The sequence below is a fragment of the Campylobacter ureolyticus genome (genome assembly GCF_013372225.1).
Classification (GTDB): domain Bacteria; phylum Campylobacterota; class Campylobacteria; order Campylobacterales; family Campylobacteraceae; genus Campylobacter_B; species Campylobacter_B ureolyticus.
In genome coordinates, this window is sequence record NZ_CP053832.1 from 645,504 (window position 1) to 659,768 (window position 14,265).

The 14,265-nt window shown below is 33.3% G+C and carries 8 protein-coding genes, 3 tRNA genes and 3 rRNA genes; 10 read left to right on the plus strand and 4 right to left on the minus strand.

What is annotated here, in order from left to right:
* Nucleotides 1-15: 15 nt before the first annotated feature.
* The 3 genes from CURT_RS03295 to murA all read right to left on the minus strand — a co-directional run bounded on the left by CURT_RS03295 (nucleotide 16) and on the right by murA (nucleotide 2,580).
* Nucleotides 16-90: transfer RNA gene (locus tag CURT_RS03295), tRNA-Gly, on the minus strand.
* A 39-nt stretch (nucleotides 91-129) separates the two neighbouring features.
* Nucleotides 130-1,308: a molybdopterin molybdotransferase MoeA gene (locus tag CURT_RS03300; RefSeq protein ID WP_018713360.1), complete on the minus strand. Its 1,179-nt coding sequence runs from the start codon at nucleotides 1,306-1,308 to the stop codon at nucleotides 130-132.
* Between the two features lie 3 nt (nucleotides 1,309-1,311).
* Nucleotides 1,312-2,580: a UDP-N-acetylglucosamine 1-carboxyvinyltransferase gene (gene murA / locus CURT_RS03305; protein ID WP_018713361.1), complete on the minus strand. Its 1,269-nt coding sequence runs from the start codon at nucleotides 2,578-2,580 to the stop codon at nucleotides 1,312-1,314.
* A 160-nt stretch (nucleotides 2,581-2,740) separates the two neighbouring features.
* Here murA and CURT_RS03310 point away from each other — a divergent pair, with 160 nt between their 5' ends.
* Genes CURT_RS03310 through CURT_RS03330 form a run of 5 tightly spaced genes read left to right on the plus strand, consistent with a single transcriptional unit; the run spans nucleotide 2,741 to nucleotide 7,072 of the window.
* Complete coding sequence (locus tag CURT_RS03310) at nucleotides 2,741-3,385, plus strand: NlpC/P60 family protein (RefSeq protein ID WP_018713362.1); 645 nt, start codon at nucleotides 2,741-2,743, stop codon at nucleotides 3,383-3,385.
* Nucleotides 3,386-3,406: 21 nt separating this feature from the next.
* Nucleotides 3,407-3,940 (plus strand): rhomboid family intramembrane serine protease, encoded by a 534-nt coding sequence (locus tag CURT_RS03315; protein WP_018713363.1) that lies wholly within the window; start codon nucleotides 3,407-3,409, stop codon nucleotides 3,938-3,940.
* A gap of 17 nt (nucleotides 3,941-3,957) precedes the next feature.
* Nucleotides 3,958-5,220: a M20 family metallo-hydrolase gene (locus CURT_RS03320; RefSeq protein WP_018713364.1), complete on the plus strand. Its 1,263-nt coding sequence runs from the start codon at nucleotides 3,958-3,960 to the stop codon at nucleotides 5,218-5,220.
* Nucleotides 5,221-5,257: 37 nt separating this feature from the next.
* Nucleotides 5,258-5,746 carry a SixA phosphatase family protein gene (locus CURT_RS03325; protein ID WP_018713365.1) on the plus strand — a complete coding sequence of 163 codons (489 nt, stop codon included), beginning with the start codon at nucleotides 5,258-5,260 and terminating at the stop codon, nucleotides 5,744-5,746.
* A 9-nt stretch (nucleotides 5,747-5,755) separates the two neighbouring features.
* Nucleotides 5,756-7,072, plus strand: a complete 1,317-nt coding sequence (locus tag CURT_RS03330; RefSeq protein WP_018713366.1) for a hypothetical protein — start codon at nucleotides 5,756-5,758, stop codon at nucleotides 7,070-7,072.
* A gap of 38 nt (nucleotides 7,073-7,110) precedes the next feature.
* Here the strand turns inward: CURT_RS03330 and rbr are convergent, their stop codons facing one another.
* Nucleotides 7,111-7,695 carry a rubrerythrin gene (rbr, locus tag CURT_RS03335; RefSeq protein ID WP_018713367.1) on the minus strand — a complete coding sequence of 195 codons (585 nt, stop codon included), beginning with the start codon at nucleotides 7,693-7,695 and terminating at the stop codon, nucleotides 7,111-7,113.
* Nucleotides 7,696-8,241: 546 nt separating this feature from the next.
* Between rbr and CURT_RS03340 the strand changes: the two genes are divergently transcribed.
* The 5 genes from CURT_RS03340 (at nucleotide 8,242) to rrf (ending at nucleotide 14,174) form a co-directional block, all read left to right on the plus strand.
* Nucleotides 8,242-9,753, plus strand: a 16S ribosomal RNA gene (locus CURT_RS03340).
* Between the two features lie 146 nt (nucleotides 9,754-9,899).
* Nucleotides 9,900-9,975: transfer RNA gene (locus CURT_RS03345), tRNA-Ala, on the plus strand.
* Nucleotides 9,976-9,978: 3 nt separating this feature from the next.
* A tRNA-Ile gene (locus CURT_RS03350) sits at nucleotides 9,979-10,055 on the plus strand.
* Between the two features lie 775 nt (nucleotides 10,056-10,830).
* Nucleotides 10,831-13,831 (plus strand): 23S ribosomal RNA (locus CURT_RS03355).
* Between the two features lie 224 nt (nucleotides 13,832-14,055).
* Nucleotides 14,056-14,174 (plus strand): 5S ribosomal RNA (gene rrf / locus CURT_RS03360).
* The 16S, 23S and 5S rRNA genes sit together here with 2 tRNA genes alongside, the layout of an rRNA operon.
* The last annotated feature ends 91 nt before the right edge of the window (nucleotides 14,175-14,265 follow it).

Genomic DNA, 14,265 nt, shown 5'->3' on the forward strand with positions numbered 1-14,265 from the left:
CTGAGAATCTAAAAATGGAGCGGGAAACGAGATTCGAACTCGCGACCCCAACCTTGGCAAGGTTATGCTCTACCCCTGAGCTATTCCCGCATAAAGAATAAAAAGATTTTAATCTTATCATACCAATCCTTAATCCAACTTTAAAATTTCTATAATTTCACCATCTTTTAACTCTTTTTTATCCAAATCTGAGAGGTAAAGATGAGTTGCTTTTGCAAGTGGAGAAATTGTTCCTGAGCCAAATTTATTATCATCAATGACTTTAAAACAAAAATTATCATAAATTCCTAAAATTGAATTTATTCTTCCACTTTTAAGTTTTAAATTTCCACTAAATTTTGCCTTTGAAATTTCAAAAAAATCATTATTTTGATTAATTAATTTCTTAAGTGTTGGAATTACTAATAAAAATGCTAGTAAATATGCGGCTGTTGGATTTCCAGCCAAAACAAAAACTATTTTTTCATCTTTTATAAAACATTTTGTAGGACGACCAGGTTTTATGTTTACATGGTCAAAAATTTCTTTAAAACCAAAATCTTTTAAAATTCCATCCATATAGTCTTTATCTCCAGCACTTGCACCGCCACTTGTTATAATAAAATCAAATTCTTTAAAGCACTTTTCAAAACTTTCTTTTATAGTCAAGGGTTCATCTTTTATTATTCCTAGATACTTACTTTTAAAGCCATTGTTTTTTAAAAGAGCTTCTATCCCGCTTGCATTTGCGTTATATATTTCGTATTCATTTGCTTTTTGCCATGGCTCTTTTAGTTCATCTCCACTTGAAAATAGGGCAATTTTTGGTTTTTTGTAAACTTCAACTTCACTTATTCCCTGACTTGCTAATAGCATAATTTTTCTAGGAGTTAGAATCTCTCCTTTTTTAATTAATATTTTACCTTTTGTAACTTCCTCACCTTTTAGTCTATATCCATCAAATTTTTTAATCTCATTTGAAAGAAATAAAACATCATTTTTAACATTTGCATCTTCTATTCTTAGAACAGTATCAGCTCCTTTGGGCATAATCGCGCCTGTCATTATCTTATAACACTCATCATCTTTTAAGTGAAATTCTTTTTTGTCTCCTGCGTAAATTACGCCTTTTATTTTTAGAGTTTTTCCTACATTTTTGTGATTAAATGCATATCCATCAAGTGCAGAGTTATCAAAACAAGGAAGATCTTTGATAGCGACTATATCTTTTGTGCAAATTTCATTTAAAGCTTCATTTAAATGTACAATTTTTTTTAAGTTTAGGCTTTTTATCTCATTATAGATTAAATTTAAAGTTTCATTTATCATAATTTAATCCTCTTTTTTTCGTGTTATTTTTGCACCAAGACTTGATAGTTTTTTTTCTAAACCCTCATAGCCTCTATCAAGATGATAAATTCTATGAACTTTTGTTGTGCCTTTTGCTACAAGTCCTGCTATAACGAGTGCTGAACTTGCTCTTAAGTCAGTTGCCATAACATCTGCTGCACTTAAGCTTTTACCATTAATTGTGGCTGTGTGGGTGCTTAGTTTTATATCAGCTCCCATTCTAAGAAGCTCTGCAACATGCATAAAGCGGTTTTCAAAAAGTCTCTCATCTATTATACTAGTTCCATTTGCAGCGCAGCAAACGGCCATAAATTGAGCTTGCATATCTGTTGGAAAACCAGGATATTCAGTTGTTATTATTTCAGTGGAGTTTATTTTTTCAGCCGGTAAAATTGTAATTTTATCTTTTTTAATTTCAAATTTAAAACCCATATCTTCAAATTTACTTAAAATAGCGCCAAGATGATTTGGTTCACACTTTGAAATAGTTATTTTAGAATTTGTTATAGCAGCTGCACAAAGGTATGTTCCAGCTTCTATTCTATCAGGAATAACTTCAATATTTTTAATATTTAAAAGATCTTTTTTTGTACCTTTTATAGTTAGTTCATCACTTCCAATGCCTGAAATTTCAACTCCACTATTTTTTAAAGCCTGACACAAAGCGACAACTTCAGGTTCTTTTGCTGCATTTATTAATTTTGTAGTTCCATTTGCAAGAGCTGCTGCCATTATTATATTTTCAGTTCCAGTAACTGTAATTTTGTCAAAAGTAATAGTTGCACCTTTTAAGCCATATTTTGGGGCAGTTGCAACTACATATCCATCTTTTATTTCTATTTTTGCACCCATTTTTTCTAATGCTAAAAGATGTAAATCAATTGGTCTTGCACCAATTGCACATCCTCCTGGAAGTGAGACTTCACATTTTCCAAATTTTGCTAAAAGTGGTCCTAAAACTAAAATAGAAGCTCTCATTTTTCTAACTATATCGTATGTAGCTTTTGTTGAGTTAATGGAGTTTGTATTTATTTTAATACAGTGGTTGTCTAAAAACTCAGTTTTTGCGCCTAAGTTTTCTAAAAGTTTTATAAGTGTTTTTATATCAACTACATTTGGCAAATTTGAAATAACTAAATCATTTTTTGCCAAGATACTAAGAGCAATAAGCGGTAATGCTGCATTTTTTGCTCCAGAAATTACAACTTCTCCACTAAGTTTTTTTCCGCCTACTATTTCTAAATACTCCATTTAAAACCACCTTTTTAAAAAATAGCTAAAATTATACAAAATTTTTACTTACAAAAATGTAATAGTACTAAATATCGTAAAATTTACAAAAATTTGATAGAATTAAACCTAAGTTTTTTATTTTTAATTTGTATTTGAAATTTAAGTAATGGAAATTTTTATGGAAAAAAAGTTATTATTAGTTTTTTTATCGCTATTTTTTTTAACAGGATGTGTTAAAAAGCAATCCATGATAGATGTTCCTATAGCCCAACATTTAGACTTTGAAAGTGGGTTTTATGTTAATGAAGATTTTATAAAAACTTTAGAATCTCTTGAAGAAAAGAAAAAAGGCAAAGATTGCTCAGGGCTTATTTATCTTATAAATGAAAAAAATGATAATATCTATTTTTTAGAAGAAGATATTTATAAATTTACTCCAAAAAGTGGCAGAAGATCGACTGGAATTTATAATTTTTATAAATCGAACAATAATATAATTTTTAAATCTCCAAAAATAGGTGATTTAATATTTTTTTACAATACTACAAAAAACACTAAATACTCCAAAATAAAACAAATCACACATGTTGGCGTTGTAAAAGATGTTTTTAGTGATGGAAGAGTAAGTTTTTTACACAATGTTCGTGGAGTAAACAGAATTGATTATATAAATTTAAATCAAAAAAATAGTCACAAAGTAAATGATAAAGTAGTAAATAGCTATATTACAAGATGCTCTAAAAATAAAATTTCTTGTCTTGCGTCAAATCGTTTTGCGGGATATGGAAAAGTAGACCATGAAAAAATATATTTTGAAAAATAATTGAAGCAAAAGGATAAAAATTTGAAAGTTACCAATACATTAATTATTTTAAATTTAATAATATTTATTTTGAGTGAATATGTCCTAAGTACAAATTTAGTAATGAGCTATTTTGGACTTAATTATCTATTTTTTAGTGGATTTTATTGGCAGGTATTTACTACTATGTTTTTACATGCGTCATTTTTGCATATTGCTATGAATATGGCAGTACTTTACCAATTTGGCTATATTTTAGAAAGATATTTTGGAAGTTTAAAATTCGGATTTATTTATATTATTGGTGGAGTTATAACATCTATTTTAAGTCTTGCTTATACATATTACATGGCAAGACATGGTGTTGTTGTAAATTTAGTAGGAGCTAGTGGAGCGATATCTGTTTTGCTTGGAGTTTTGGCTAATTTAGATAAAAATATGAGAAATGGTTTAATAATGGCAATTTTAGTTATAAGTTTTGTTCCAATACTTGTTGGTATAAAAGTTGGTTGGTATGCACATCTTTTTGGTTTTGGTATTGGGTATTTATATGCTAAAATTTCATTAAAAAGATAAATTTAAAAGGATAAAAAATGATAAATGAAAAAAGATTTAAAGCGAAATTTGAAGAAATTTCAAAATTTGGAGCTATTAAAGGAGGTAGATATTTAGAAAATGGAGTTTTAAGTGGTGGCTTAACTCGTCTTGCATTTGGCGATGAAGAAAAAGAAGCTAGAAAATATTTAGAACGTTTAGCCTTAGATGCAGGACTTAAATACAAAACCGATGAAGTTGGAAATATTTTTATAAGATATGATGATGTAAAAGAGCCAAATTTGCCAGCTGTAAGTGCTGGTTCGCATATTGATAGTGTTCCAAATGGTGGATTTTATGATGGAGCACTTGGTATTATGGCTGGACTTGAAGCTATAAAAAGCATAAAAGACAGTGGTAAAAAAATAAAAAGACCACTTGAGTTAATAATCTTTGCCTGTGAAGAATCAAGCAGGTTTAAAATGGCAACTGTAGGAAGCAAACTAATAGCTGGAAAACTAAATCTCGATCAACTTAATTTTTTAAAAGATAAAAATGGCATTTCGCTTTTTGATGCGATGCGAAATTTCGGACTTAGTCCAAATAAATATTATAATGCTGTTTTAGAGCCATCAACATATAAAAGTTATTTAGAGCTTCACATTGAGCAAGGTCCAGTTTTAGAAAATCACAATATTTCAGTGGGAATTGTTACAGGAATAGCCGCTCCAATTCGCTATGAACTTAAAATTTATGGAAGAGCTGATCATAGTGGTGCAACTCCTATGAATATGCGAAGTGATGCACTTTTATGTGCTGCAAAAATAATTTGTGAAGTTAATAAAATCGCATTAAAAGGAAAAACAACGGTTGCTACTGTTGGATATGCAAATGCAAAACCAGGTGTTTTAAATGTAATTCCTGGAGAGTGTGTTTTAGGAATCGATATAAGGGATATAGATAAAGAGATGCTTTATAAAATAGATGGTGAAATTACTAAGATGATAGATCAAATTTGTAAAAATGATAAAATTGATTATGAGCTTACAAATTTAGTAAAAGATACGCCTGTTGTGCTTAGCAAAAATCTTATAAATATGCTTGAAAAAAATGCTAATGAGCTTGATATCAAAACTATGAAACTTCCAAGTGGAGCAGGGCATGATGCCATGAATATGGTTGGAATTGCTGATGAGGTTGGGATGATATTTATTCCTTGTAAGGATGGAGTTAGTCACAATGTAAATGAAAATATAAATTTCAAAGACGCTATTTTTGGAGCTAGTGTTTTAGCAAAAACTATGCTTGAACTTGCAATGTAGGTTATAAAATTTAGCATAATTTTTAAGAAAGAAAAAGATGAAATTTGTTTATTTTATAAGGCATGCAAAAGCAAAAAAAGAAGCAAGTAGTGATTTTTTAAGAAAATTAAATAAAAGAGGTAGGGAAAATGCCTCATCTTTAGGAAAAATTTTAAATGAACTTAGTATAATTCCACAAGCTTTTTATACAAGTAGTGCAGTTAGGGCATTAAGTACAGCAAACATTATCGCTGAAAATATGAAATTTAAAGGTGAGTTTAAAAGTTTTGATGAGCTTTATGATTTTGAGGGAAAAAATCTTTTGAAATTTGTAAAAAATTTAGATGATAAATTTGAAACAATTTTTATAGTAGGGCATAATTATGCAATTACAAATATTTGTGAAATTTTGAGTGATTCTGCTATTGGAAGTATTCCAACCTGTGGAATTTTTGGCATTGGTTTTGATATTGAAAAATTTTGTGATATTGAAGAAAAAATAGGCAAAGTCTTGCTTTATGATTATCCAAAAAAACATCTTAGTTAAGGAGATATTTTGCAAGGTCAAGTTATAAGTGATCAATTTATTATAGGTGATGATGGGCTTTATTATAGATATAACAAAAGTCTTACACAAAATGTTGCTATCGGAGATATAGTTAGTTTTGAAGAAAGTGATAATATCGCTATAAATATTACTTTTATTAGTAAAAAACCTCCAAAAGAGGAACCAAAAGAAAGCGTTTTAGAAAAAATTAAAAATGTAGATATCGAAAAACTTAAAAATCGTGATTATCAAAAGATAGGATTTAAAAAAATTTTAAATTTATTTAAATTTAGAAAAAAAGATGATAAAAAAGAAACTATTTTTGAGGAGTATGAAAGTCATTTAGATGATAATTCTAATGAGTCAATTATAAAAAGTAGCAAAATAGATGAAAATTTAGAAAATAAAATTGAAAAAGTAAAAATAAGTAAAAATGGTAACAAAGGTGACAATAGATTTGTTTTTTCATTTAATACCAGAAATGATAAAAATGAGAATAAAAATACCAAATTCCCAAATTATGAAAATTTTGATAAAAAAACTTCTTCAAAAAATTCAATTTTCGGAAAAATCAAAGATCATAAAAATAACAAAAAAGAAAAAGATTTTACTATTAAAGATGATATGATTAAAAAACCAAGTAAAAACCAAAAAGAGATTTTTGCAGCTAAAATTATTGCTATTTTTTCGCTTTTAATTCCTGTTTTAGTAGTTGCTATAATTTTTTATCTCAATCATGGATTATTAGATACTTCTTATAAAAATATGCCTTTAAATATAGCTGTTTTAGTGCTTGGTTCTTTATTGATAACGCCTATTGGAACTTATATTGCACTTAAAATAATTTCAAATTTAAGTGGCTCTGCAATTCATATAAATTATCTTAAGGCGATATTTTATCCATTGATTTTGATCTTTTTATTTATGTTTATTTTTGGATTATCAAATGCGTTTTTAGTAGATTTGCAATCCAAGGAAATATTAATTATTGGAAATATAGCTCTTTTTGTTATTTTAATATTATTAATTATATATTGTATTAAATTGCAGCTCAAAGTATTTTTCGAGCTTGCTAGACTTACAAATGTTGAGCTTTTTAAACTTTATGCTGTATTAATTGTCGTTTCTGTGTTTTTAAACTCACTTCCATATTTATTTGGAATATTTATGGTTTTGTTAATTATGTTTGGAAATTTTTTCATAAATATTTTACCAATTTTAAATCTAATAAGCTTTGCCTCTTATTTTGTTGGTCTTTTAAGTTTTTTTATTTATTTAATTGCATGGATAAAAGTAAAGAATATAAAAAAAGCTATGTTTGCTTAACTTTATAAAGCTCAAATTTAAAATTTGAGCTTATTTTTTTAATATGTTTCTTCAAAAACTTCAAAATGTGCTTGTGGATGATCACAGGCTGGACAAACTTCAGGAGCTTCCTTTCCTTCGTGCAAATATCCACAATTATTACATTTCCAAATGCAAACTCCATCTTTTTTAAACACCTTACCACTTTCTATGTTAGAGATAAGTTTTTTATATCTTGTATCGTGAGCTTTTTCAGCTATTGCAATATGTTCAAATACACTTGCAATTTCATCAAAGCCTTCTTCTTTTGCTATTTTTGCAAATTCTGGATACATGTGTGAGTGCTCTTCATGTTCACCCTCAGCAGCAGCTTTTAAATTTGCTAAAGTATCTGCTAATACAACAGGAAAATCATTTGAAATTTCTATTTTTTTGCCTTGCAAATCTTGCATTAGAAATTTATAAAGCCTTTTTGCGTGAGCTTTTTCATTTCTTGCTGTTTCTAAAAATATATTTTGAATTTGAACATAGCCATCTTTTTTTGCTTGAGCACCATAATACTCATATCTTATTGCAGCTTGTGTCTCGCTGATAAATGATTTCATTAAATTTACAGCAGTTTTTGTTCCTTTTATGCTTTTCATATTCTTTCCTCCTAAATAAAAGTTTTATCATATTATCATATTGTTGATAAATAAAAAATAAAAATTTTGATATCGCAACAATATAATTAAAAAATATAATTTTATCGTGTGGATATTACGACTTTTAAACAATAAGTTTCATGTATTAAAATATATAAGAAATTTTTCTTTATTATATATGATTAAAAAAATACAAGTGTATTCTCCGTATTTTCCCCCTTCCCCAAATTTCTTCCAACATTTTCCCCCACTTTAATCAAGCTTTAAGCTTTATGTTTGTATAATTTCATTTCCGTTTTACGAAAGACCTCTTAAACGAGTTGTTTAAATAAGTTCTTTTTTATAAAAAACGAGTTTTTTAAATTATTAATGTTAAACTATAAAAATCAAATTTTAAAGTTAATCTTTGAAATCTAAACAAGTGATCGATTGAGCTAGAAATTAAAAACAATATCTTTGTATTATATATAAAGGTATTAAATAATAATTTATTTTTATTTAAAGATAAATAATAAAAGTTTTTAGATTAAAAACTTCATAATATTTTTTATGGAGAGTTTGATCCTGGCTCAGAGTGAACGCTGGTGGCGTGCCTAATACATGCAAGTCGAACGATGAAGTCCTAGCTTGCTAGGATGGATTAGTGGCGCACGGGTGAGTAATATATAGTTAATCTGCCCTACACAGAGGAACAACAGTTGGAAACGACTGCTAATACCTCATACTCCTATTTAACATAAGTTAAATAGGGAAAGTCTTTTCGGTGTAGGATGAGACTATATCGTATCAGCTAGTTGGTAAGGTAATGGCTTACCAAGGCTATGACGCGTAACTGGTCTGAGAGGATGATCAGTCACATTGGAACTGAGACACGGTCCAAACTCCTACGGGAGGCAGCAGTAAGGAATATTGCGCAATGGGGGAAACCCTGACGCAGCAACGCCGCGTGGAGGATGACACTTTTCGGAGCGTAAACTCCTTTTATCAGGAAAGAATAATGACGGTACCTGATGAATAAGCACCGGCTAACTCCGTGCCAGCAGCCGCGGTAATACGGGGGGTGCAAGCGTTACTCGGAATCACTGGGCGTAAAGGACGCGTAGGCGGATTATCAAGTCTTTTGTGAAATCTAGTGGCTTAACCACTAAACTGCTTAGGAAACTGATAGTCTAGAGTAGGGGAGAGGTAGATGGAATTCTTGGTGTAGGGGTAAAATCCGTAGAGATCAAGAAGAATACCCATTGCGAAAGCGATCTGCTGGAACCTAACTGACGCTGAGGCGTGAAAGCGTGGGTAGCAAACAGGATTAGATACCCTGGTAGTCCACGCCCTAAACGATGTATACTAGTTGTTGCTTTGCTAGTCAAGGCAGTAATGCAGCTAACGCATTAAGTATACCGCCTGGGGAGTACGGTCGCAAGATTAAAACTCAAAGGAATAGACGGGGACCCGCACAAGCGGTGGAGCATGTGGTTTAATTCGAAGATACGCGAAGAACCTTACCTGGACTTGACATCCTAAAAACATCTAAGAGATTAGAAAGTGCTAGTTTACTAGAATTTAGTGACAGGTGCTGCACGGCTGTCGTCAGCTCGTGTCGTGAGATGTTGGGTTAAGTCCCGCAACGAGCGCAACCCACGTGTTTAGTTGCTAACAGCTCGGCTGAGCACTCTAAACAGACTGCCTTCGCAAGGAGGAGGAAGGTGTGGACGACGTCAAGTCATCATGGCCCTTATGTCCAGGGCGACACACGTGCTACAATGACATATACAGTAAGACGCAATATCGCAAGATGGAGCAAATCTATAAAATATGTCCCAGTTCGGATTGGGGTCTGCAACTCGACCCCATGAAGCCGGAATCGCTAGTAATCGTAGATCAGCCATGCTACGGTGAATACGTTCCCGGGTCTTGTACTCACCGCCCGTCACACCATGGAAGTTGATCTCACTCGAAGCAGGGATGCTAAAATAGCTACCTTCCACAGTGGAATCAGTAACTGGGGTGAAGTCGTAACAAGGTAACCGTAGGAGAACCTGCGGTTGGATCACCTCCTTTCTAGAGTACAAATAGATATTCTCTCACAAGATATCTATAAGAAAGATATAAGTGTTAATATTTATACTTATAGTGTAATAGACAACTAACTCAATCATCCTTGTTTAGTTTTCAGAGATTGTTTTAAAATTAGTAATAGAGCTAAAGGGGAATTAGCTCAGCTGGGAGAGCGCCTGCTTTGCACGCAGGAGGTCAGCGGTTCGATCCCGCTATTCTCCACCATAAGGGCCTGTAGCTCAGCTGGTTAGAGTGCACCCCTGATAAGGGTGAGGTCATAAGTTCAAGTCTTATCAGGCCCACCATTAAAAAAATATAAAAATTATTTTTATATAAAGCTTATATAATACATAGTTTAACAAAGAAGTATTTTATAATAAAAATAACTATATTTTAGATGATAGTTTTTTATTAAAATAAACTATTTTTAATTTTATAAAAATATAAGTATTATTAGATAAAATACCAAACTTTATTTTTTTATTATAAAGTTTAATTAGAGAGTTAAACAATAAAGTTGATAAAAATCAATTATCTCTTATATGTTAATTTTCTAATTAGGTTTTATAATCTAAATGTTATTTAAATTATCATTGTTAAAAGTCACAAAAAGTTTTAATAAAATAAAACAATTTTACAGGACTTGTTAAAGCTTTATATCTATATAAACATAAAAGCAAATCTTTTAAATTTAACTGTTATCAAATTTAAAAGTTTAAAGATTATACACGAAACAATAAAGTTTTTAAAACTTACTTTATAGTTTATAATCTCTTTCCGTCTTAATTTATATAATATAAACATTATAAAATAAATCATTATTTTATCTTTAACAAGGAAGTGATGCGAATTAGAATATCAACATAATAAATAATTCTAATAACTTCAAAGACAAGCAACTTTATTAAGTTTAAGTATTAAATAATTTTAATCAAATTTAATTTTTGTTTTTACGAGTAAAACCTTAATATTGATTTACGACAAACGAAGTTTTGGGTAAATCTTAATAGCTTTAGAGGTTTGCAAAGGGTGTAGCCCTTGCTCGTAAAGACTAGCTTTGCTAGTCTGCGAAGTCAAAAAAGGTAAGCTACTAAGAGCGAATGGTGGATGCCTTGGTTGGTAGAGGCGATGAAAGACGTGCTAGACTGCGATAAGTCTCGGGGAGTTGTCAAGGAGCTTTGATCCGGGAATTTCTGAATGGGAAAACCCAGTATATAGTGATATATACTACCTATATGGAGCAAACGTGGGGAATTGAAACATCTTAGTACCCACAGGAAAAGAAATCAAATGAGATTACGAAAGTAGCGGCGAGCGAAATCGTAAAAGGGCAAACCACTAGTTTACTAGTGGGGTTGTAGGACTGTAACATAGACTAAAAAGAGTTAATAGAATAATCTGGAAAGTTTAAGCATAGAGGGTGATACTCCCGTATATGAAAACTCTTTTTTACTTAACAGTATCCTGAGTAGGGCGAGGCACGTGAAACCTTGTCTGAATCTGGGAAGACCACTTTCCAACCCTAAATACTACTACCAAACCGATAGTGAACAAGTACCGTGAGGGAAAGGTGAAAAGAACGGGGGTGACCCGAGTGAAATAGAACCTGAAACCATTTGCTTACAATCATTCAGAGCACGATTCTTTATGACGTGTGATGGACTGCCTTTTGCATAATGAGCCTGCGAGTTGTGATATCTGGCAAGGTTAAGGAAATCCGGAGCCGTAGCGAAAGCAAGTCTTAATAGGGCGTTTAGTCAGATATTGCAGACCCGAAACGAAGTGATCTATCCATGAGCAGGTTGAAACCGGTGTAAGAGCCGGCGGAGGACCGAACCCGCTGACGTTGAAAAGTCTTGGGATGACTTGTGGATAGGGGTGAAAGGCCAATCAAACTTCGTGATAGCTGGTTCTCTCCGAAATATATTTAGGTATAGCGTTATGTAGTAATTAGAGGGGGTAGAGCACTGAATGGGCTAGGGCATACACCAATGTACCAAACCCTATCAAACTCCGAATACCTTTAATGTAATCATAGCAGTCAGGCGGCGAGTGATAAAATCCGTCGTCAAAAGGGGAACAACCCAGACTACCGACTAAGGTCCCAAAATCTTATTTAAGTGGAAAACGATGTGAAGTTACTTAAACAACCAGGAGGTTGGCTTAGAAGCAGCCATCCTTTAAAGATAGCGTAATAGCTCACTGGTCTAGTGATTTTGCGCGGAAAATATAACGGGGCTAAAATAAGTACCGAAGTCGTAGACTTGCACACAACTTAGTTCTTTATAAAACAAAGTGTATAAGTTATATTTAAAACTAGCGATAGCGTTTTTGCAAAGCAAAGAGTTTTAAAATATCTTAAGCTAAAAGAATTAAGTTGTGTGCAAGTGGTAGGAGAGCGTTGTATTTAGCGTTGAAGATGTACCGGTAAGGAGCGTTGGAGCAAATACAAGTGAGCATGCAGGCATGAGTAGCGTTAAATCAGGTGAGAATCCTGATCGCCGAAAACCCAAGGTTTCCTACGCGATGCTCGTCATCGTAGGGTTAGTCGGGTCCTAAGCAAAGTCCGAAAGGGGTATGCGATGGAAAATTGGTTAATATTCCAATACCAATTATTATGTGCGATGGAAGGACGCTTAAAGTTAGTGGAGCTAACTGATGGAATAGTTAGTCTAAGGTCGTAGGTTGAGTTATAGGCAAATCCGTAACTCTTTATCCGAAAGCTTAAAGGCTTACAAAGCTCTTCGGAGTAGCGTAAGAATTCATGATACTATAGAGCCAAGAAAAGTTTCTAAGTTTAGTAATAATTGCCCGTACCGTAAACCGACACAGGTGGGTGGGATGAGTATTCTAAGGCGCGTGGAAGAACTCTCTTTAAGGAACTCTGCAAAATAGCACCGTATCTTCGGTATAAGGTGTGCCTACCAGGGTGCAAGCCCTAGAGGTTACAACAAAGAGTCCCTCCCGACTGTTTACCAAAAACACAGCACTCTGCTAACACGTAAGTGGATGTATAGGGTGTGACGCCTGCCCGGTGCTCGAAGGTTAATTGATGGAGTTAGCATTAGCAAAGCTCTTGATCGAAGCCCGAGTAAACGGCGGCCGTAACTATAACGGTCCTAAGGTAGCGAAATTCCTTGTCGGTTAAATACCGACCTGCATGAATGGCGTAACGAGATGGGAGCTGTCTCAAAGAGGGATCCAGTGAAATTGTAGTGGAGGTGAAAATTCCTCCTACCCGCGGCAAGACGGAAAGACCCCGTGGACCTTTACTATAGCTTGACACTGCTACTTGGATAAAGATGTGCAGGATAGGTGGGAGATTATGATCTATAGATGCTAGTCTATAAGGAGTCATCCTTGAGATACCACTCTTCTTTATTCGGGTAGCTAACTAGCCTAAGTTATCCTTAGGTAGGACAATGTCTGGTGGGTAGTTTGACTGGGGCGGTCGCCTCCCAAATAATAACGGAGGCTTACAAAGGTTGGTTCAAAACGGTTGGAAATCGTTTGTAGAGTATAAAGGCAAAAACCAGCTTAACTGCGACACCGACAAGTGGAGCAGAGACGAAAGTCGGTCTTAGTGATCCGGTGGTTCTGTGTGGAAGGGCCATCGCTCAAAGGATAAAAGGTACCCCGGGGATAACAGGCTGATCTCCCCCAAGAGCTCACATCGACGGGGAGGTTTGGCACCTCGATGTCGGCTCATCGCATCCTGGGGCTGGAGCAGGTCCCAAGGGTATGGCTGTTCGCCATTTAAAGCGGTACGCGAGCTGGGTTCAGAACGTCGTGAGACAGTTCGGTCCCTATCTGCCGTGGGCGTAAGAAGATTGAGGAGAGTTGACCCTAGTACGAGAGGACCGGGTTGAACCAACCACTGGTGTATAAGTTGTCCTGCCAAGGGCACCGCTTAGTAGCTAAGTTGGGATGTGATAAGAGCTGAAAGCATCTAAGCTCGAAGCCAACTCCAAGATTAATCTTCTTTTAAGAGCTCTTATAGACTATAAGTTTGATAGGCTGGGTGTGTAAGTGATGTAAGTCATTTAGCTGACCAGTACTAATAGCTCGTTTGCTTATCTATTTTTATCTACTTTTAGCAGTCGAACAAAGTCCGACTTAAAGTAGCAAATACTAAAGATTTGTTGCACAAATGCAAGAAGTAGAGTTAAGCATCACTTCCTTGTTAAGGATAAATACTATTCTTTAAACAAGTTTTACAGTTTTAAATATTAAAACTTAGACTTTTAACAATTTAACTAACAGTGTTTAATAAGAGTATTTATTTAAATATTTTTATTTAACACTGTCCGTGGTTATACAGATGTGGAAACGCCTTGCTCCATCCCGAACCAAGAAGCTAAGCACATCGTGGCTGATGATACTCTCCCTTACTGGGATGCTGGGAAAGTAGGTCACTGCGGACTTTGTTTTTATACTAACTATTACTTACTACAATATTTATTTTTAAACAACCTATCTAGTAAAATTGAATTTTAAATGCTTTTTATTTGCTTG

Excerpts from the sequence above, each read along its gene's own strand:
- rbr (WP_018713367.1), bottom strand. The coding sequence starts at position 7,695 with ATGAAAAGCATAAAAGGAACAAAAACTGCTGTAAATTTAATGAAATCA.
- murA (WP_018713361.1), bottom strand. The coding sequence starts at position 2,580 with ATGGAGTATTTAGAAATAGTAGGCGGAAAAAAACTTAGTGGAGAAGTT.
- CURT_RS03325 (WP_018713365.1), top strand. The coding sequence starts at position 5,258 with ATGAAATTTGTTTATTTTATAAGGCATGCAAAAGCAAAAAAAGAAGCA.
- CURT_RS03320 (WP_018713364.1), top strand. The coding sequence starts at position 3,958 with ATGATAAATGAAAAAAGATTTAAAGCGAAATTTGAAGAAATTTCAAAA.
- CURT_RS03300 (WP_018713360.1), bottom strand. The coding sequence starts at position 1,308 with ATGATAAATGAAACTTTAAATTTAATCTATAATGAGATAAAAAGCCTA.
- CURT_RS03310 (WP_018713362.1), top strand. The coding sequence starts at position 2,741 with ATGGAAAAAAAGTTATTATTAGTTTTTTTATCGCTATTTTTTTTAACA.